19 protein-coding genes and 1 pseudogene are annotated in these 18,824 nt (G+C 32.6%); 11 read left to right on the top strand and 9 right to left on the bottom strand.

Annotated elements, in window-relative coordinates; all coding sequences use genetic code 11:
- Window position 1: 1 nt before the first annotated feature.
- Genes ACR9ES_RS10625 through mraZ form a run of 3 tightly spaced genes read right to left on the bottom strand, consistent with a single transcriptional unit; the run spans window position 2 to window position 1,684 of the window.
- Window positions 2-334, bottom strand: a complete 333-nt coding sequence (locus ACR9ES_RS10625; RefSeq protein ID WP_435254206.1) for an FtsL-like putative cell division protein — start codon at window positions 332-334, stop codon at window positions 2-4.
- Window positions 334-1,230 carry a 16S rRNA (cytosine(1402)-N(4))-methyltransferase RsmH gene (rsmH, locus tag ACR9ES_RS10620; RefSeq protein WP_435254205.1) on the bottom strand — a complete coding sequence of 299 codons (897 nt, stop codon included), beginning with the start codon at window positions 1,228-1,230 and terminating at the stop codon, window positions 334-336. The genes ACR9ES_RS10625 and rsmH overlap by 1 nt, the downstream gene beginning before the upstream one ends.
- A complete protein-coding gene (gene mraZ / locus ACR9ES_RS10615) occupies window positions 1,217-1,684 on the bottom strand; it encodes a division/cell wall cluster transcriptional repressor MraZ (protein WP_408034713.1) in 468 nt (155 codons plus the stop codon). Before mraZ ends, rsmH begins: the two co-directional genes overlap by 14 nt.
- Window positions 1,685-1,885: 201 nt before the next feature.
- On the opposite strand from mraZ, the gene ACR9ES_RS10610 reads away from it, so the two are divergent.
- From ACR9ES_RS10610 to ACR9ES_RS10590, 5 genes are all read left to right on the top strand, one after another.
- Window positions 1,886-2,650, top strand: coding sequence for an alpha/beta fold hydrolase (locus ACR9ES_RS10610; RefSeq protein ID WP_435254204.1), 765 nt, complete (start codon window positions 1,886-1,888; stop codon window positions 2,648-2,650).
- Window positions 2,651-2,671: 21 nt separating this feature from the next.
- Complete coding sequence (gene yihA / locus ACR9ES_RS10605; RefSeq protein WP_274634012.1) at window positions 2,672-3,283, top strand: ribosome biogenesis GTP-binding protein YihA/YsxC; 612 nt, start codon at window positions 2,672-2,674, stop codon at window positions 3,281-3,283.
- 30 nt (window positions 3,284-3,313) lie between these two features.
- On the top strand, window positions 3,314-4,000 hold the full coding sequence (locus tag ACR9ES_RS10600; protein WP_435254203.1) for an RluA family pseudouridine synthase: 687 nt from the start codon (window positions 3,314-3,316) through the stop codon (window positions 3,998-4,000).
- 128 nt (window positions 4,001-4,128) lie between these two features.
- Complete coding sequence (locus ACR9ES_RS10595; RefSeq protein WP_435254202.1) at window positions 4,129-5,502, top strand: aldehyde dehydrogenase; 1,374 nt, start codon at window positions 4,129-4,131, stop codon at window positions 5,500-5,502.
- 46 nt (window positions 5,503-5,548) lie between these two features.
- On the top strand, window positions 5,549-6,283 hold the full coding sequence (locus ACR9ES_RS10590; RefSeq protein ID WP_435254201.1) for a nitroreductase family protein: 735 nt from the start codon (window positions 5,549-5,551) through the stop codon (window positions 6,281-6,283).
- Between the two features lie 125 nt (window positions 6,284-6,408).
- On the opposite strand, the gene ACR9ES_RS10585 is transcribed toward ACR9ES_RS10590, so the two are convergent.
- The 4 genes and pseudogenes from ACR9ES_RS10585 to ACR9ES_RS10570 form a co-directional block, all read right to left on the bottom strand.
- Complete coding sequence (locus ACR9ES_RS10585; protein WP_435254200.1) at window positions 6,409-6,819, bottom strand: hypothetical protein; 411 nt, start codon at window positions 6,817-6,819, stop codon at window positions 6,409-6,411.
- Between the two features lie 9 nt (window positions 6,820-6,828).
- Window positions 6,829-7,413, bottom strand: a complete 585-nt coding sequence (locus ACR9ES_RS10580) for an SMI1/KNR4 family protein (RefSeq protein WP_435254199.1) — start codon at window positions 7,411-7,413, stop codon at window positions 6,829-6,831.
- A gap of 42 nt (window positions 7,414-7,455) precedes the next feature.
- Window positions 7,456-7,821, bottom strand: a pseudogene (locus ACR9ES_RS10575) (SMI1/KNR4 family protein); the annotation flags it as partial.
- A gap of 293 nt (window positions 7,822-8,114) precedes the next feature.
- A complete protein-coding gene (locus ACR9ES_RS10570; protein WP_435254198.1) occupies window positions 8,115-10,496 on the bottom strand; it encodes a penicillin acylase family protein in 2,382 nt (793 codons plus the stop codon).
- Between the two features lie 251 nt (window positions 10,497-10,747).
- Between ACR9ES_RS10570 and ACR9ES_RS10565 the strand changes: the two genes are divergently transcribed.
- The 3 genes from ACR9ES_RS10565 (at window position 10,748) to ACR9ES_RS10555 (ending at window position 12,873) form a co-directional block, all read left to right on the top strand.
- The gene (locus tag ACR9ES_RS10565; RefSeq protein ID WP_274634017.1) at window positions 10,748-11,056 is read left to right on the top strand and encodes a hypothetical protein; all 309 of its coding nucleotides are present in this window, start codon (window positions 10,748-10,750) and stop codon (window positions 11,054-11,056) included.
- 63 nt (window positions 11,057-11,119) lie between these two features.
- A complete protein-coding gene (locus ACR9ES_RS10560) occupies window positions 11,120-11,428 on the top strand; it encodes a hypothetical protein (protein WP_435254197.1) in 309 nt (102 codons plus the stop codon).
- Window positions 11,429-11,538: 110 nt separating this feature from the next.
- On the top strand, window positions 11,539-12,873 hold the full coding sequence (locus ACR9ES_RS10555) for a sigma-54-dependent transcriptional regulator (protein WP_435254196.1): 1,335 nt from the start codon (window positions 11,539-11,541) through the stop codon (window positions 12,871-12,873).
- Here the strand turns inward: ACR9ES_RS10555 and ACR9ES_RS10550 are convergent.
- Window positions 12,866-15,289, bottom strand: a complete 2,424-nt coding sequence (locus ACR9ES_RS10550; protein WP_435254195.1) for an ATP-binding response regulator — start codon at window positions 15,287-15,289, stop codon at window positions 12,866-12,868. The genes ACR9ES_RS10555 and ACR9ES_RS10550 overlap by 8 nt on opposite strands.
- A gap of 186 nt (window positions 15,290-15,475) precedes the next feature.
- Here ACR9ES_RS10550 and ACR9ES_RS10545 point away from each other — a divergent pair, with 186 nt between their 5' ends.
- Window positions 15,476-16,600, top strand: coding sequence for a DegT/DnrJ/EryC1/StrS family aminotransferase (locus tag ACR9ES_RS10545; protein ID WP_435254194.1), 1,125 nt, complete (start codon window positions 15,476-15,478; stop codon window positions 16,598-16,600).
- A gap of 109 nt (window positions 16,601-16,709) precedes the next feature.
- Window positions 16,710-17,126 (top strand): MFS transporter, encoded by a 417-nt coding sequence (locus tag ACR9ES_RS10540; protein ID WP_435254193.1) that lies wholly within the window; start codon window positions 16,710-16,712, stop codon window positions 17,124-17,126.
- Between the two features lie 49 nt (window positions 17,127-17,175).
- Here ACR9ES_RS10540 and fabD read toward each other — a convergent pair whose 3' ends face one another.
- Window positions 17,176-18,063 carry an ACP S-malonyltransferase gene (gene fabD, locus ACR9ES_RS10535; protein WP_435254192.1) on the bottom strand — a complete coding sequence of 296 codons (888 nt, stop codon included), beginning with the start codon at window positions 18,061-18,063 and terminating at the stop codon, window positions 17,176-17,178.
- A gap of 65 nt (window positions 18,064-18,128) precedes the next feature.
- Here fabD and ACR9ES_RS10530 point away from each other — a divergent pair, with 65 nt between their 5' ends.
- Window positions 18,129-18,815, top strand: a complete 687-nt coding sequence (locus ACR9ES_RS10530) for a queuosine precursor transporter (RefSeq protein ID WP_435254191.1) — start codon at window positions 18,129-18,131, stop codon at window positions 18,813-18,815.
- Window positions 18,816-18,824: the final 9 nt, after the last annotated feature.

The raw sequence follows: 18,824 nt of genomic DNA, 5'->3' as shown, positions 1-18,824 counted from the left end.
ATTATTCTTTATTATATATTACTTTAATTTTTTGAGGAGGTGTTTTTGCAGGATACAATCCTTTAGTTTTTACTTTATCTCGAATACTACTTTCTAACTTCATTTTCATTAACTGCGTACTCGTATCTACATCTTCTGCCCTCAGCTCTCTTTTCTTCTTATTTAGCTCTGCTATTTTAACTACTTTAGCATCTGCACTGTGCGCGCTGTAAATCATCAACAACAATAGCGCTACCACAAAAATTAAGATCCTCCAATTTTTAAACGAGCTTTCATCTGTAAGAAAACTTCCTCTTAAAAAACTGTATACTATACTCTTCTTTCCGTTCGACATTACTTTAACGTTGCTATTCGCAGTTTTGCACTTCGCGCCCTATTATTCTCTTTTATTTCTTCTCTAGTAGGAACAATCATTTTACCTACTTTTTTCATTGGTTCATTCGTGTTCCCGTAGAAATCTTTTTCAGGCTCCCCAGCAAACAATCCTGTTCTTATAAATCGCTTCACTAATCTATCCTCTAAAGAATGATATGAAATCACACTCAACCTACCATCTTCATTCAACAACTGAGGCATCTGCTCTAAAAACTCTTTCAACACCTCCAACTCTTGATTCACCTCAATACGTATTGCCTGAAAAATCTGCGCTAGAATTTTATGTTCTTTTGCCTTCGGAAGAAATCTTTGCAACACTTCTTTTAACTCAAAGCTTGTTTTGATTTCTTTCTCTGCCCTCGCTTCAACAATTGTTTTCGCCAGTGTTCGTGCATTTCGCAACTCACCATACAAAAACAATATATCCGACAACTGCTCTTCAGTATAAGTGTTGATGATTTTCTTACCAGACAATTCTGATTTCTGATCCATTCGCATATCCAAATCAGCATCAAAACGAGTTGAAAAACCTCTTTCCGCCTCATCAAACTGATGTGACGATACACCTAAATCTGCCAATACACCATCCACTTTTTTCACTCCGTAAAAACGTAAAAACCTAGAAATAAATCGGAAGTTCTCACCAATCAACACAAAACGCGGATCGTCAATTTTATTCTGCTGCGCATCTGGATCTTGATCAAAAGCAAACAACCTTCCCTTCTCTCCCAGTCGACTCAATATTTCGCGTGAATGCCCACCTCCACCAAAGGTCACATCTACATACACTCCATCTTCTTTAATATTAAGCGCATCTACACTTTCTTTCAACAAAACTGGACTATGATAACTCATCTTCTCCTATATTACCCATTACCTCTTCTGCCAAATCAGCAAAATCAACAACAGCATCATCTATTACTTTTTCGTATTTATCCTTATCCCAAATCTCAATAATGTTCACCGCAGACGAAAGCACTACTTCTTTTTCAATTTCTGCGAATTGACACAAATCTTTTGGAATTAATATCCTACCGGAAGCATCCATCTCCACCACCTTTACACCCGCTGTAAACCTCCTGATAAAGTCATTATTTTTCTTTACAAATCGATTTAGTTTATTGATTTTTGCCATCACCGAATTCCACTCTTGCATCGGATACAACTCCAAACAAGACTGAAACACAGAACGCTTAATCACAAACCCATCTTGCAACACAGAAGACAACTGCTTCTTGAAAGCTGATGACATCATCATCCTTCCCTTAGCATCTACTTTGCATTCGTATGTTCCAATTAAATTTACCACTTAAAGAAGCTATAGTTTGCATCAAAAATAAAAAAAATCTACCACTTTTTACCACTTTTTACCACTTTGTTAATAAGTTTTGACTTTCACCTTAAAAAACTGATGCTTAAGCCCTTTCAAAGAATATAAACCTCAGAAATAATAAAAATGAAATTTTAACAAAAAAGAACTACATTTGTGGTTAAGTCAAATAAGAAATCTATGACTGAATTTTTAAAGAAAGAAGGCAAATTTACATACGCAGAAGCAGGAGAAGGAAGTCCGATTATTATACTTCATGGCTTAATGGGCGCTTTAAGTAATTTTGACTCAACTTTTAATCACCTTTCAAAAAAAGGATACAAAGTTATTATCCCAGAATTACCCCTATACACCTTACCTCTCCTTAAAACCAATGTTAAGAATTTAGCAAAGTTCTTACACGACTTTATCGAATTTAAAGAACTTAAAGAGGTTACTCTTTTAGGAAATTCTTTAGGAGGTCACATTGGTTTATACTTTACAAAACATTACCCCGAAGATGTGAAAGCATTAGTTTTAACAGGTAGTTCAGGATTGTATGAAAACTCTATGGGAGATAGTTACCCAAAAAGAGGTGATAAAGAATTTGTTAGAAAAAAAGCACAAGATGTTTTTTACGACAAAGAAATTGCCACTGATGAACTTGTAGATCAGGTATACGAAGTTATTAACGATAGAAATACGTTAGTTAAAACATTAGCGATTGCTAAAAGTGCAATTCGTCACAACATGGCCAAAGATTTACCTAGCATGAATCAGCCTACTTGTTTAATCTGGGGAAAACAAGACAGTGTTACTCCACCAGAAGTAGCCGAAGATTTTCATAAATTATTACCTGATGCTGATTTATTTTGGATTGATAAATGTGGACATGCAGCTATGATGGAAAGACCTGAAGAATTTAATAATATTTTAGAAGCTTGGCTTTCTAAACGCGAAATATAACAACAGCTATAACTTAGTAGTATGAAGATAAAATCTGCTGATTTTGTAATGAGTAACAGCAATGTTATCAACGCACCAAAAGAACGTATTCCTGAATATGCTTTTATTGGTCGTTCTAATGTTGGGAAATCCTCATTAATCAACATGTTGATGGAACGTAAGGATTTAGCTAAAACTTCTGGAAAACCTGGAAAAACACAGCTAATCAACCACTTTAAGATTAATGACGAATGGTTTTTGGTTGATTTACCAGGATATGGTTATGCACAGGTTTCTAAAAAGAAACGACAAATTTTTCAGTATTTTATTGAAAACTACTTTAAAGAGCGTGAACAATTAGTTTGCACTTTTGTTTTAATTGATTCTCGTCACGATCCACAGAAAATAGACTTGGACTTCATGCAGTTTTTAGGTGAAAATCGCATTCCTTTTTGTATTGCTTTTACAAAGGCCGATAAATTAGGAAGTTCAAAACTTAACAAACAAATCACCTCTTATAAAAAGAAATTATTAAACTATTGGGAAGAACTTCCTATGTCGTTTGTTACTTCTTCATCAACAGGAATGGGACGTGATGAGTTTTTAAATTTTATAGACCAAGTAAACGAAGACGTAGCTGAGAATTTTAAATAACCTTTCGACTACGCTCAAGGTACTTTTACTATGCACTCTACTAAAGAAAACCTACAAGTTTTACACGAAGACAACCATATTATAGTGGTTAACAAACGTTCAGGTGATATTGTGCAAGGTGATAAAACGGGCGACAAACCGCTTTCGGATGTTGTAAAAGAATACATCAAAGAAAAATACGATAAACCTGGAAATGTTTTTTTGGGAACAGTTCACCGATTAGATCGCCCTACTACTGGTATTGTTATTTACGCACGTACTTCAAAAGCATTAGAACGCCTGAACAAAATGTTACGCGATAAAACCATCAAGAAAACTTACTGGGCAGTAGTGCAGCAGCAACCTAAAAAAGCTTCAGACACCTTAACAAATTACCTAAAGAAAAATCCGAAGAATAATAAATCTACAGCCTTCACCAAAGAAGTTGAAGGAAGCAAAAAAGCCATACTTCACTACAAAACACTTAAAAATTTAGATAATTATTCGTTACTAGAAGTCGATTTAGAAACGGGTCGTCATCATCAAATTCGTGTGCAATTATCTAACATTGGTGCTATTATAAAAGGTGATTTAAAATACGGCGCTAAAAGAAGCAATAAAGATGGAAGCATCCATTTACATGCTCGAAAAATTGAATTCACACACCCAGTTAGCAAAGAATTGATAAAACTTACTGCTCCAACTCCATCTGATTCTATTTGGGATGCTTGCTTGTAATTTTTGTATATTTAGACAAATTTTGCATCACAAAGTCATTACCTAACCTTGTCAGCTTAACTTTGTTTGTCTTGGTTACGTCATTATGGTTTTCAATGATGAATAAAAAATCACAAGACTTATAGCTTATGAATATTCCCGCATTGGTTCAGTCGCAAAAAAACTTTTTTGCCACCCAACAAACCAAAGATATTTCCTTTAGAAAAAATGCTTTAAAAAGATTACAAAAAGAACTTATTGCTAGAGAACAAGATATTATTAAAGCACTTCACGATGATTTTAAAAAATCGGAGTACGAAGCAGTAATGACTGAGACTTCTATCGTGTTGGCTGAGTTAAAAATGGCGATAAAAAATATTCATTCTTGGAGTAAACCTCTGCGTGTGTTGCCGTCGTTACTAAATTTCCCTTCCTCAGCAAAAATTTATAAAGAACCTTACGGAACTGCACTGATTATTGCTCCTTGGAACTATCCTTATCAACTAGCATTCGCACCTTTATTAGGCGCTATTGCAGCAGGAAATACCGTGGTATTAAAACCTTCGGAATTGACACCACATACGAGTAAAATTACTAAAGAAATTATTGAGACTGTTTTTGATAAAAATCATGTAACTGTTGTTGAAGGTGGCGTGGATGTTTCTACTGAATTGTTAGCGCAACGTTGGGATTATATTTTCTTTACAGGAAGTGTTCCAGTAGGTAAAATTATTGCTAAAGCTGCAGCAAATCATCTTACACCTGTTACTTTAGAATTAGGCGGAAAAAGTCCGTGTATTGTTGACGAAACTGCCAATATTAAATTAGCAGCAAAACGTTTGGTTTGGGGAAAATTCATCAATGGCGGACAAACCTGCATTGCTCCTGATTATTTATTGATTCATACATCGGTTAAAGAACAATTTATACAACAATTTAAAGAAGAAATTTTTAGAGCTTACGGAGAAAATCCTCAAAATTCCTTTGATTTTCCACGTATCGTAAACACTAAAAACTTTGATAGGTTAGCTTTGATGCTAGAAAATGAAAATTGTGTAATTGGCGGACAAACCGATAGAGATGACCGCTATATTGCCCCTACCTTAATTGATGAACCTAGCTTGGATAGTGAAGTAATGAAAGGAGAAATTTTCGGACCAATTTTCCCTCTAATTTCTTACGAAAATGAAGCCGACATTGAAAAAATCACTGCTAAATATGATAAACCTTTGGCTTTGTATGTATTTACCAATCGAAATTCTTTTGCTAAAAAAATGATTCAACGTTATTCGTTTGGTGGCGGAACCATAAACGATACCACAGTTCATTTTGCCAATCACAGACTGCCTTTTGGTGGTGTGGGAGAAAGTGGTATAGGCAGTTATCATGGAAAAAAAACTTTTGATACGTTTTCACACAAAAAAGGGGTTGTTTCTCGCGGAACTTGGCTAGACATTCCAACTCGATATGCTCCATACAAAGGAAAGTTACAACAATTAAAAACCTTAATGAAACTAGGATAAATTAGATAAAAGACAAATAGACACAAGAATCAAGACACCTATATAAATGAGTGAAAAAACCGTATCAGAAGCAATTAACTATCGTCGTTCGGTAAGAGTGTACGATCCTGAAAAACCAATAGACACAGCTATTGTAAAAAAATGTTTAGAGCAAGCTAGTTTAGCTCCTACCAGTAGCAATATGCAACTGTGGGAGTTTTATCATATCACTGATAAAGAAATTATAAAAAAAATGGCTCCATTATGCTTTAATCAAAATGCAGCTAAAACTACTCAGCAACTAGTGGTTTTTGTGACTCGTAAAGATTTGTGGCGTAAAAGAGCCAAAGCTAACTTAGCTTTTATGGATGAAGTTTTTGGAAAAAATAATCCTAAATCGGAGCAACGAAGCAGAGAAAAAGTAGCCCGTAATTACTACGGAAAACTAATTCCGTTCACCTATTTTGATGTTTTTGGAGTTTTCGGCTATCTTAAATACTTAATGATTCTTATTGTCGGACTTTTCCGCCCTATTTATCGTGAAGTTCGCAATAGTGATATGCGTGTAGTAGCCCATAAAACTTGCGGATTAGCAGCACAAACATTCATGCTCTCAATGGCTGCTGAAGGTTATGACACCTGCCCTATGGAAGGTTCTGATACTTGGCGTGTAAAGCGTTTATTAGGCTTGCCTCATAGTGCAGAAATTAATATGATTGTTTCTTGTGGTATTCGCAAACCTGAAGGAGTGTATGGAGAACGTTTTAGAATTCCTTTTGAGGAGGTTTATAAGGAAGTATAAAAACCAACTATCTTAGGTTGATTAATAAAAACCTGGATAGTATCAAAAAATTATTATGTAGTAGTTTATTTTTCACTTGTTTTTAAAAATATTTATCTAAAATTTATATATAAATCTTCATTTTACTATAATACTTGTACCATCACTCCATATATTGTAATACTCTCAATAAATCTGCTTCCTCCTAAAGAATAAAAAACTATGTAATTGTTATTATTGAATTCAGAGAAAGTAATGTAGTAATCTTCATACTTCTTTTTACTATTATAAATTGCATAACAATTAACTTCTTTTTCTTCTATGAGGAAATTTAATTTTTTATTTAAATCTTCAAACAACTCTTTATTCTGTATATAAAATACTTCTATTTTTTTTGTTTGAGGCCCAAATAAATTTATCTCATCAACATTAATCTTTACATATGATTGACTGTAAACACTAAACTCACAAGAGGATAGCCAATTATCGTAATTATCTGTAACATTATATTGGTTGACTCCGTCAAAAAAAGTATATTCTTTTACTTCTTTAAACATTATTAAAATTTACAAGCTATTTTCATCTTTTTTAACTCTCCAAAAACCTTCTCCCCAATTTTTATATAATTGATTATACTTAATTCCTTCATACAGTTCCTCCTCAGGAGTTGCTATCATTACTAAATCTCTCACAAAATCAAAAATATTATTAGATATTCGATAAACTTTTTGGGACATTGTTTGAAGTAAAATACAATCTATTTCACTTCCTTTAGTTCCCAAAAGAATTGCTCCTCCATGACCACACATCGCAATAGGTAAATGACCCGCCTCTTCCCAGTCCTCATCATCTTCGAACCCTGAAACTGTAGCTTCTAGAGTGTGAAAATTATAGAACATTACCTCACCTTTATCTTTCTGATACCCCTCAGGACAATAAACTATTCCTCCACAATATTGTTCTCGATTATTCCCATAAACATATTTTACTTGATTTTGGACTTGTCCTACATCAAACATTTTCGAGAATTCCCTAAAAATTGGTGGCACTTCCACTCCATACTCTGCTTCTATTTCTGAAATTGAAACCATCTCATTCATAGGTCTAGTTCTTAATAATTCAAACCCTCTTTTTAATATTTTATATTTCATAATTTCTTATTATTTGAAATTAGGTAATTGAAAAACATACTTCTAACTAATATCATAATCGGCTATCTCCAACTTATCTATAAACTCTTCAAAGTCATCAACTAAAAGAGTTAAAGCATTTTCTAAACCTTCATCCATTCGACAAAAATATACTTTACCATAATCAAACTTTTGAATGGAAATAACAAATTTCCACCCACCTGGATCCCCTGCAAAAGCAACATATTTATTTTCAAATATTATATCATTTAAATTATCATATATTTTCTGAATTGATAACTCATAGTCTTTATCGAAAGGATAAAAAACATCTACTTCTTTACTAGAACCTTCAAAAGGGAAACTATTCTCCTCACTTCCGATTATATTATAATTCAATATGAATTTCTTAAAAACCTCAGGAAACTTTAAGTTATTTTTTCATTCAAATTCATTTATATCATCTAATAAAGGTAAATCAGCTGCTAACTTTATTCTTAAATTTTTCATATACTATTCTATATTTATTTCCAATATAATTTTCATATTGTTTTATAGAACCTACATATGGAATTGCTGCCCTCTGGCTCTAGTGCGTCACGCTTGTGCTTTCTAAAATTCTATAATTCTAATCGCTATCATAACATCTTATTTTTATTTACATTCTTTACTTACTCGTACTGTCACTAGTAAGATACTCGGCTATCGCACAAACAATTGTACTACTTCGGTAAAAACACCAATTTATTTTTACTCTTCTTTATAGCTACCTCATTGAGGCTCATTTTCACAAACTCACCATCTACATATTTTTGAGCTTGGTCTTTGTAATATGGACTAAACACATTTCCTGATTGCCCAGTTGGTAAAATCGCAATACTATTTTCTACATCAGAAAAGTCAATGACTCTACGTGTTGAAGGCCCTCCGTGAATTTTATATACACCTGTACTATCCAACTTAAAAATCTGATTGTTAATCACCTCATTTCCTCCAATGGTTTCAAATGGACCTACATTAAAGAATTTACGTAGCAATCCGCCTGCTTTACCAATAGCGTGCTCATACTCTACAGAAATTACACGATTCCATGTCCAATTATCTACATTTTCTCCTAATTGATTTTGTAAAAATGTGATGGATTTTTGAAAAGCTGTGGTAATTATTTCATTTCTGGTTTCAACTTTATCTGTCGTTGAAATATCATCCCACCAAACTGATTGTTCTCTTTTAGCCTGCTCTGCTAGCACTTGATCTTGTAATTGCGTATCAATAAACAACTGAAAACTGTCTCCTAATTCATCTTTATAAGTAGCAGTTAAAAATTCATATAAAAATCGATTATAAATAGTTGGAGCTACATTAGTTTTTAAATATTCTCCATCCCACTTTTCTAACACCGAATATGCTTTTTTTGCCGAAGGAGATAGTGACGACTTATCTACACTTACCAACAATTCTCTCCCGATTTCTGGAACTACAGGTGAGGTTACATCGTAAATCATTTCAGCTACATCCTCTTTCGTAAAATCGTTTTTAGGTTCTAATAACTGAACAATTCTCTTCGCTCTATCTTCAGGCTGATAATACCCAGGATACAATTTTCCTCTTACCGAATCAGGTTGATTATTTGCTGAATACACATAATTCCAACTAGGGTTTTCAGCTTGCGGATTTTCTTCAAAATCTAAATACTCTACAATTTCATCGTTACCAGAAGCTCCGTTTAAATACATTTTAGAAGATAAACTATCTCTTAATTCATATAATTTAGCCGAAGCAAACCAACCTACATTTCCTTTCGCATCACCGTACATTACATTTAATCCTGGTGCATGAATTTTTGCGGTTCCTGTTTTAAAATCTTCTAACGAATTTGCATGCGACATTTTGTGTGACGCTTCTAACAATTGATTAGGCAACTGCGTATAAATCCAGTTCATTGCAATTGGACTTTCATCTGTTACATGCTCTATTAATCCGTTCATAATCGGGCCATGTTTACTAACTTTAACTTGATATGTAGTATCTTTTCCACCCTTAACCTTTATATGCTTATCCCACAACTCATATTTCTGGTATCCTTGAGGAGTTTTGTACTCCATTGAATTTTCTGGATTATTTTCTTCTTCATAAAAATTTAAGTCATCGTTTGCTAACATTGTTAATCCGTAAGCATAGTCTTTATTATGACCCAATAAAGGAAATGGCATCAACGCTAAATTGAATCCGTAGATTTCAAAATCGGGAGTTTTTATGTGATTTTGATACCAAACCGAAGGCTGAGAAAATTCAATATGTGGATCGTTCGCAAAAATTACCTTACCGTTTTTGGCTTTAGGTGGTGCAATTACCCAAGAGTTACTTCCTATAAAAGGTGCAACTGGCAACTGATCTACAATCTTGCTTACCGCTATAGACATCTCTGCTTTAATTGTACCTTTATTAGTTGTCTTATTCAGTGTTAAATTTTTATCGAAAGAATTCAACAACTCATTTACATAAGACTCACCTAACTTTTCTTTTACTTCAGTTAACAACGGATCAGTTTTATGGGCAATTGCAAAACTAAATGCCATATAACCAAAAACATTATACACATCTTTAATCGTGTAATTTTCCTTATCTAATCCCACCAAATAAAATTCTAAAGGCGTTACTCCTTCTTCAATAAATTGATTGATTCCACTTAAATAGGCCTCAGTTAATTTATAAGCTTCAGAATTTTTATCTAATTCTTGAATCGTTTTTTCAGCAGCTTCTTCAATTCCTAATCCTGAGAAAAATTTATCGACTCTTACCAAATCTTTTCCAAAAACTTCAGCTAATCTTCCAGCCGAAATTCTTCGGATTAATTCCATTTGCCATAATCTGTCTTGCGCATGCACATACCCTAAAGCCGTATAAGCATCCTGCTGATTTTGTGCATTAATATGTGGGACTCCTATCTCATCGTAATACACTGTAACTTTATCTGAAATTGAGGCTAGTTCTAACTCACCTTCGTAAGTTGGATGTAGAGTTTTTGTAAACAACCAAACACCAACACTTAATAACACTAGTAATAACAGAACAATTTTTAATGACTTTTTTAATAACTTCATTAGGGATGATTTTTTATCAAAGATAACAGATTTATTTATTGTTACTCACTAAGAGAAAAGTGTAAAATTTACACAGTTTTGCTTTTAGTTTACACACTTTTTACACACCTCGCTGCGAATCTTCAAAAACCAAAAAACACACAACAAACTGTATAACAACAACGTACAGATAAAAACGATTTTACACACAGTCGTTGGCATGCTTATTTCAATATACCAAGCAAACGATTAGTAATTAAAAAATAAAAATCATGAAAAAATTAATCTTAGCAGTAGCAATTTTAACAGGAGTATCAACTTACGCAGTAGTAAACAATACTGTTTCTCCTATCACACCAGTACACACAGTTGTTGAAAACGATTTTCAAGAAATTTCTTTAGATAAGATCCCAACAACAATCACTAATTCTCTTAAAAACAGTTTTCCTTCTGCTACTTTAAGCAAAGCTTTTGTAAACGAAAAAGAACAATACAAATTAGAAATTAGTGTTGAAAACGAAACTAAAACTCTTTACGCCGACAAAGACGGAAATTGGTTAGACGCTAAAGACGTAAAATAATTAGTATTCACCCCCAAGAATAGTAATAGTAAACAATATATAATCCATTTAAAACTTAATATCATGAAAAATTTAATTTTAGCAGTAGCAATCTTAACAGGAGTATCAACTTACGCAACAGTAAACAACACTGTTTCTCCTATCACACCAGTACACACAGTTGTAGAAAACGGATTCCAAGAGGTTTCTTTAGATAAATTACCTACAGCAATTGTTGATGCTCTTAAAAGCAGCTTTCCTTCTGCTACATTAAGCAAAGCTTATGTTAACGGAAAAGAACAATACAAATTAGAAATTAGTGCTGAAAACGAAGCTAAAACTCTTTACTCTGACAAAGACGGAAATTGGTTAGATGCCAAAGATGTTAAATAATTGGTAATCCCTCAATTTTAGTGAGAAAAGGGCGTTTTATTGTAAAACGCTCTTTTTTTTAGTTTATAAAGGGCTTATATTAGAGGAACTATTTAGAACAAACATATTTTATGAAAACGATTTTATTGGTAGAAGATGATGTTACATTTTCAAATATGTTAAAGCATTTTTTAGAACGTCATCAATACACTGTAGATGTAAGCTATACGATTAAAAATGCTACAACTCTTTTAAAAGAGCATACCTATAATTTAATTTTTACCGATTTACGTCTTCCTGATGGAAACGGTATCGATTTATTAAAATCAAGCAAAGACAATAACAGTAATATTCCCGTGGTTTTAATGACAGGATATGCTGAAGTTTCAACTGCTGTTCAAGCAATGAAACAAGGTGCTTTTGATTATATTTCTAAACCTTTTAATCCTGATGAAGTTTTAGAAGTAATTAGCAATTCTCTTGAAGAAAAAACTGATTTTGTTGAAGTTGTAAAAGAAGAAAAGAAAAGCACCAATACAAATGCTAATATTGTTGCTGGCATTAGTGCTGCTTCTAAAAGTTTATTCGAGCATATTAATTTGGTAGCTCCTACTGATATGTCTGTTCTTATTACTGGTGAAAGCGGAACAGGTAAAGAAGTTGTTGCCAACACCATACACAATCAAAGTTTACGCAAAAACAAACCTTTTATTGCTGTTGATTGCGGAGCGATACCTAAAGAAATTGCTTCTAGTGAGTTTTTCGGACATCAAAAAGGTTCTTTTACTGGTGCAACAAACGATAAAATAGGACATTTTGAAGCCGCTAATGGCGGAACTCTCTTCTTAGATGAAGTTGGGAACTTAAACTACGAAAGTCAAGTACAATTATTACGTGCTTTACAAGAACGAAAAATTAAACCTGTTGGAAGCAGTAAGGAAATCACTGTAGATATACGACTTATTACCGCTACTAACGAAGATTTACTTTCTGCCGTTGAAAGCGGTAATTTTAGAGAAGATTTATACCATAGATTAAATGAGTTTTCGATTAAAGTACCTAGTTTAAAAGACAGGAAGGATGATTTAATTTTATATGCTGATTTCTTTTTAGAAAAAGCCAACCAACAGTTACATAAAGAGGTTGCTGGTTTTTCTCAAGAAGTCTTAGCTTTATTTCAACAATATCATTGGCCTGGAAACTTACGAGAATTGTCTAATGTTATAAAAAGAGCTACGCTTTTATCTCAAACCGAAATTATTGAAAAAGAAGTGTTACCAGAAGAACTAAAAAACCCTGATGTTCAGCACAGTTTTTCTAACAAATTTTCAACCAAAGAAAATGAAAAAACACTAATTATAAGTGCATTAAAAGAAGCTGGAAACAACAAAACAAAAGCTGCTAAACTATTAAATATCACAAGAAAAACTCTATACAACAAATTAAAGGAATACGAAATTAACTAAGGAAATTTCGTATTTCTTCTAATAACTGAACCACTTTTTCGTTAAAACTACCCCAAACTTCTTTATCTATTTTGTTAGCTTCTTCAAAATCTTGAAGAAACACCACTAATGAGTGAATTTTTAGCTGCTTAAACATCCCCAGCATTTTATGACTAATTGTTTGGAAAGATTGTAAGTCATTCTTATCAACTGATTGTTTTAACAACGATAAATTTTGCTCTGTTTCTTTTACAAACAAATGCAGTGTTTTTTCTACCATTAAATTGTCATTACCCAAAAAAGTTTTTAATGAAGCAATATCAAAACTTTGATTTTCTTTATTGTTAACTTCTCTTTCCTCCTCTTTCTCATAATCAAGATTTACATTAAAAAATCGCTGTAAAACTTCCGCGAGTCTTTCGGTTTTAAATGGTTTAATCAATGCATCTGAAAAGCCATTTTTAATATATTCACTTTCTGATAAATTTGCTCTTCCTGTCATTGCTATAATTGGCTGACCTTTATAAGTACTATGTTTTTTAAGAGTTTCCATAAAATGAATACCATTCATTTTTGGAAGTTGTATATCGGTTAAGACCAAATCGTAAGCAACAGTATCAATTTTATTTAATGCTTCTTGAGCATCACTAAAAGAAGTTACCGTAACACCAAATCCTTCTAAAATATTTTTCAATAATGTTCTTAACGAAGTGTCATCTTCTACCACTACCGCATGAATATTGAGTATTTCTTCTTGAAGCTTCTCTTCATTTTCTTTTAGTTTTCTTTCAGCAAAAGTAACTGGTACAAACAATGAAAACTTACTTCCTTTTCCTAAACTACTTTCCAAAGTTAATGATCCTCCCAAAAGCTCTGCTAATCTTTTAGAAATAGTTAAACCTAGTCCAAAACCATTTTGACTATTCTCTTTTTCATGTACTTGAGTGAACTCTTTAAACACCTTGTTTTGTTTATCTTTACTTATTCCTACTCCTGTATCAATTACTGCAATCTCTACATAACTCTTTTCTTTTACCTGTCTTAATTTACTTTGTATCGTTATTGAACCTTCTTTAGTAAACTTACAAGCATTCGTTACTAGATTATAAAGAATTTGTTTTATTCTAAACGGATCACTCACCACTAAAGAGTTGATTTTTTCATCGTGATTTACGTTTACCAATATTGGTTTGTTTTGAACTAAATTTTTTGCACTGTTATATACTTCGTTTAAGTTTTTCTCTAAATCGAAAGGAACTTTTTCTATCGTTACTTTATCATGTTCTAGTTTAGAAAACTCTAACAAATCTTCTACAAGCTGCTTCATATAAACTGAAGCATTTTGTATATGAGCAGCATAATTTTTCTCTTTTGTATTATGTATTGATTTTTGTAATAGTTCGCTAAAACCCGTAATTGTACTTAACGGTGTTCTTAAATCATGGCTTACCATGGATATTAATTGCTCTCTACTTTTTAAAAGTGAAGACGTAGTTGCATTGGCGCTTTCTAACTCTTGCCTGTAATGTTGACTTCTCCAAAAATCATTTAAAATAATAATTGAGAACAGCACTATAATCACAAAACCAACTCCAGCTGCTAACAATATTATAGTTTTACTACGATTTAGAGTTTCTTCATGCTTTTTATACGCTTCATTTGCATTCGAAATAACGTCTCTTTCCAACACACTTAATACCTCTCGTAGTTTTCTTGAAATTGTAACATCATTTTCTATTAATTCTCTCTCTTTGATTCGTAAAAACCTCCTTTTTATATTGGTTTCTTTTTGCGCTTTTTGAAGTATTTCTTTGGATGCTGTTACTAAAGAGTCTATTTGTTTTTGTTCTGTCGCTCCTACTGGTTTATCTTCTTCATCTCTATCAAATAACATTAAATATCTTTCTAGACTTAATCCTGTTTTATCATTGAATTTTTCTGGATTACCGACAAGATCTTTTAATGTCTCTTTTCCCAAAAGCGAATCTATTGACCCTAACTTATCAATAGCTTCATTAATAGATTTATCAGAAGCATTTTGCTGGTTCAATCTTCTTAAACTTGTAATGTTTATTCGTTTGTTATTTAAAACAAGCTTAATACTATCTAATATGTTCTTTTTTGAAACGTCTTCTACAATAAAATTTAACGAATCAATCTTTTTAATCAGCGATTTATTCTCTTCTACATACTCGTTATATCGTTTAAATGAGTTTAATTGAATAGCTGCCCTACCTAGATTTTCATTTTCATAAATATCAGCTATCAACCCTCCTGTTTGTATGATATTATTTCTATCTGAAATCCCCTGTTTTTGTATATCGATATACGTTTTTATTTCAGAAAAAAGTAGCGTTCCTGAAATAACAGCTAACACAACAAGTATAGCATATCCTACTAAAACCTTAAAGGCTATTTTACGTTTCGATTCTTTCATTAATTATCCTTATTCTCTTGTAGCTACAGAACGAAAATTTGTGATTTTTGTTGTTGTTTTCTGCTCATTAAATATACCACAAAACACCCGTTCTCATAAATAAAACGTGACTTTTATAATTTTCCTTAAAGATTTAAAACAATGAAAGATTGTTTGTATTTTTGATGCTTATAAAAATCATGTTCAATGAGAAAAATTCAAATGGTTGACTTACAAAGTCAATATCAAAAAATAAAAGATACGGTTGATGCTTCTATCCAAGAGGTTTTAAATACTTCAGCATATATTAACGGACCGTATGTTCATGAGTTTCAAGCAGATTTAGAAAAATATTTAGGTGTTAAGCACGTAATTCCATGTGCTAACGGTACCGATGCTTTACAAATTGCCATGATGGGCTTAGGTTTAGAACCAGGTGATGAAGTTATTACTGCCGATTTTACCTTTGCTGCTACAGTAGAAGTAATTGGTTTATTAAAATTAACTCCTGTTTTAGTTGATGTTGAACCAGACACCTTTAACATTGACATTGAAGCGTTAAAAAAGGCGATCACACCTAAAACAAAGGCAATTGTTCCTGTACATTTGTTTGGACAATGTGCAAATATGGAAGCTGTTCTTGAAGTTGCTGAAGCACATAACTTATTTGTAATTGAAGATAATGCACAAGCTATTGGCGCTGATTATACTTTTACAGACGGAACTAAAAAGAAAGCAGGTACAATGGGTAATGTTGGAACCACTTCTTTCTTCCCTTCTAAAAACTTAGGATGTTATGGTGATGGTGGTGCTATTTTTACTAATGATGATAAATTAGCACACACACTTCGAGGAATGGTAAACCACGGAATGTACAAACGTTATTACCACGACGTAGTTGGAGTGAACTCTCGTTTAGATTCTGTTCAAGCAGCAGTGTTAAAAGCGAAGCTACCTTTATTAGATAGCTATTGTGATGCTCGTAGAAAGGCTGCAGAATACTATTCAAATGCTTTTGCTAACAATCCTAATATCATTACACCAACCATTAGTGATTTTACCACGCATGTTTTCCACCAATATACTTTGAAAATCACCAATGGAAAACGTGATGAATTACACCAACATTTATTAGACAATAATATTCCTAATGCTATCTATTACCCTGTACCATTACATGCCCAAAAAGCATATCAAGATGACAGGTATAACGAAGCTGATTTTACAGTTACCAATCAATTGATTGATGAAGTAATTTCGTTGCCTATGCATACAGAATTAGATGAAGAGCAATTAGCTTTTATTACGAAAACTATTAACGATTTTATTTAATCGCAGGGCGATAGCCAAGAGTTAACTCCCTAAGTCTTGCCTCGAAACACTTAAAACAACTTCCTTTGAACACCTCCTAGGAAGTTGTTATTTTTAAAAGCAATAAACTATGAAACAGAAAATTAAAACATTAAAATTTATTCATTTAGCTTTTGTAGTAGGAATTACTTTGGCATATTTTATTTTAGGAGATTTTGAAAACATTTTCAAAATGGTTATTGATAATTCTTCTTTGTTATATGCTTTCATTCCTGCAATTGCCTATGTTTTTAGTAATTTCTTATTTAAAAACATGTTGAAAAATGTAAAAAGAGAGGCTAGTAATGAAGAAAAACTTGCGATTTATCAAACAGCTTCAATCGTAAGATGGGCTGTTATTGAAGGAGCTTGTTTTATAATTTTATTTTTAAAACCTGACTTTTTACTGTTAGGAGTAATTTTATTAATCTATATGATTCTCTTAGCACCAAAAGAACACCAAATTTCAAGAACCTTAGACATTAAAGATTCTGAATTACAATCATAAAAAAAGCGAACTCAAATGAGTTCGCTTTTTACTTTTATATAAAATTTGATTACGCTTCAAAACTAGCTCCGCTAGCTGCTACGTTTCTATCAATCTTACGCATTAAGCCTTGTAATACTTTACCAGGACCTACTTCTATAAACTCTGTACCACCGTCAGCAACCATTGCTTGTACACACTGTGTCCATTTTACTGGTGCTGTTAACTGTGCGATTAAGTTTTCTTTAATTTCCGCAGGATTTGTTACAGCCTTAGCTACTACATTTTGATATACTGGGCAAATAGGCTCGTTAAACGTAGTTTCTTCAATTGCTGCTGCTAACTCTTCACGAGCAGGCTCCATCATTGGTGAGTGGAATGCTCCTCCAACTGGTAACACTAACGCTCTTTTTGCTCCTTTTTCTGTTAATGCTGCACATGCTTTTTCAACTGCTTCAACTTCTCCAGAAATTACTAATTGACCTGGACAATTGTAATTTGCTGCTACTACTACGCCATCAATTTCAGCACAAGTATCTTCCACAACTTTGTCTTCTAATCCTAAAACAGCAGCCATAGTTGATGGTTGAATTTCACAAGCTTTTTGCATTGCTAAAGCGCGTTTAGAAACTAATCTTAATCCATCTTCAAAAGATAATACTCCATTAGCTACTAATGCAGATAATTCTCCTAATGAGTGACCTGCCACCATTTCTGGCTTGAAATCATCACCTAAAACTTTCGCTAAAATTACCGAATGTAAAAAGATAGCTGGTTGCGTTACTTTTGTTTGTTTTAATTCTTCAGCAGTACCTTCAAACATTACATCGGTAATGCTAAACCCTAATATATTATTTGCTTTTTCAAAAAGTTCTTGAGCTAATGGTGAATTTTCATATAAATCTAATCCCATTCCTGTAAATTGTGCTCCTTGACCTGGAAAAATATATGCCTTCATGTATTTATTTTGTTGTTTGTTTAACGATGCAAACATACAATTTTTAAAATTACTATCTTCGTTTTATGACGGCACGACTAAAAAACCAAGCGCAACTTATCTACTTAGTTTTAGCAGCTTTATTTATTGCATCTTTAGTAACTTCGAATTTAATTTTTCAGAAGTTTTTTTATTGGGAACCTTTTAATTTGTTCCGTTTTGAGGTTTCTGTAGGTATTCTTCCTTATCCTATCACTTTTTTAATTACTGATATTTTATCGGAAATTTACGGAAAGAAAAAAGCCAACCAAGTAGTAATCGCTGGTATTTTTGCCTCCTTTTTTTCTATGCTTATTATTTTAATGGCAGATTATACACCTGCTATAGATAATTCTCCTATTGACAATGGTACCTTTACAAAAGTTTTTGGGTTGTCTCCATTAGCTGTTTTAGCTTCAATGCTAGCTTATTTAGCAGCTCAATTTATAGATATCCGAATTTTTCATTTTTGGAAGAATTTAACCAAAGGAAAACATTTATGGCTTCGTAACAACTTCTCTACTTTTTTATCACAATTTATAGATACTTTTACCGTATTATTTTTACTAAGTTCTTTTGAAATTCTTCCTTGGAATATCTTTGGAAGTCTTTTACTAAGTGGATTTTTATTTAAAGTAATTATAGCAGCCTTAGACACCCCTATTTTATACATTGTGGTGTATTGGTTCCGAAGAAAATTTGGACTAAAAGTTGGCGAAGAAATAACAGATTAACAACCTTGT

The organism is Tenacibaculum sp. A30 (genome assembly GCF_051200845.1).
Taxonomy (GTDB): Bacteria; Bacteroidota; Bacteroidia; order Flavobacteriales; family Flavobacteriaceae; genus Polaribacter.
Note: the sequence above shows the minus strand (reverse complement) of the source record. Positions and strands in the feature narration are given on the sequence as shown.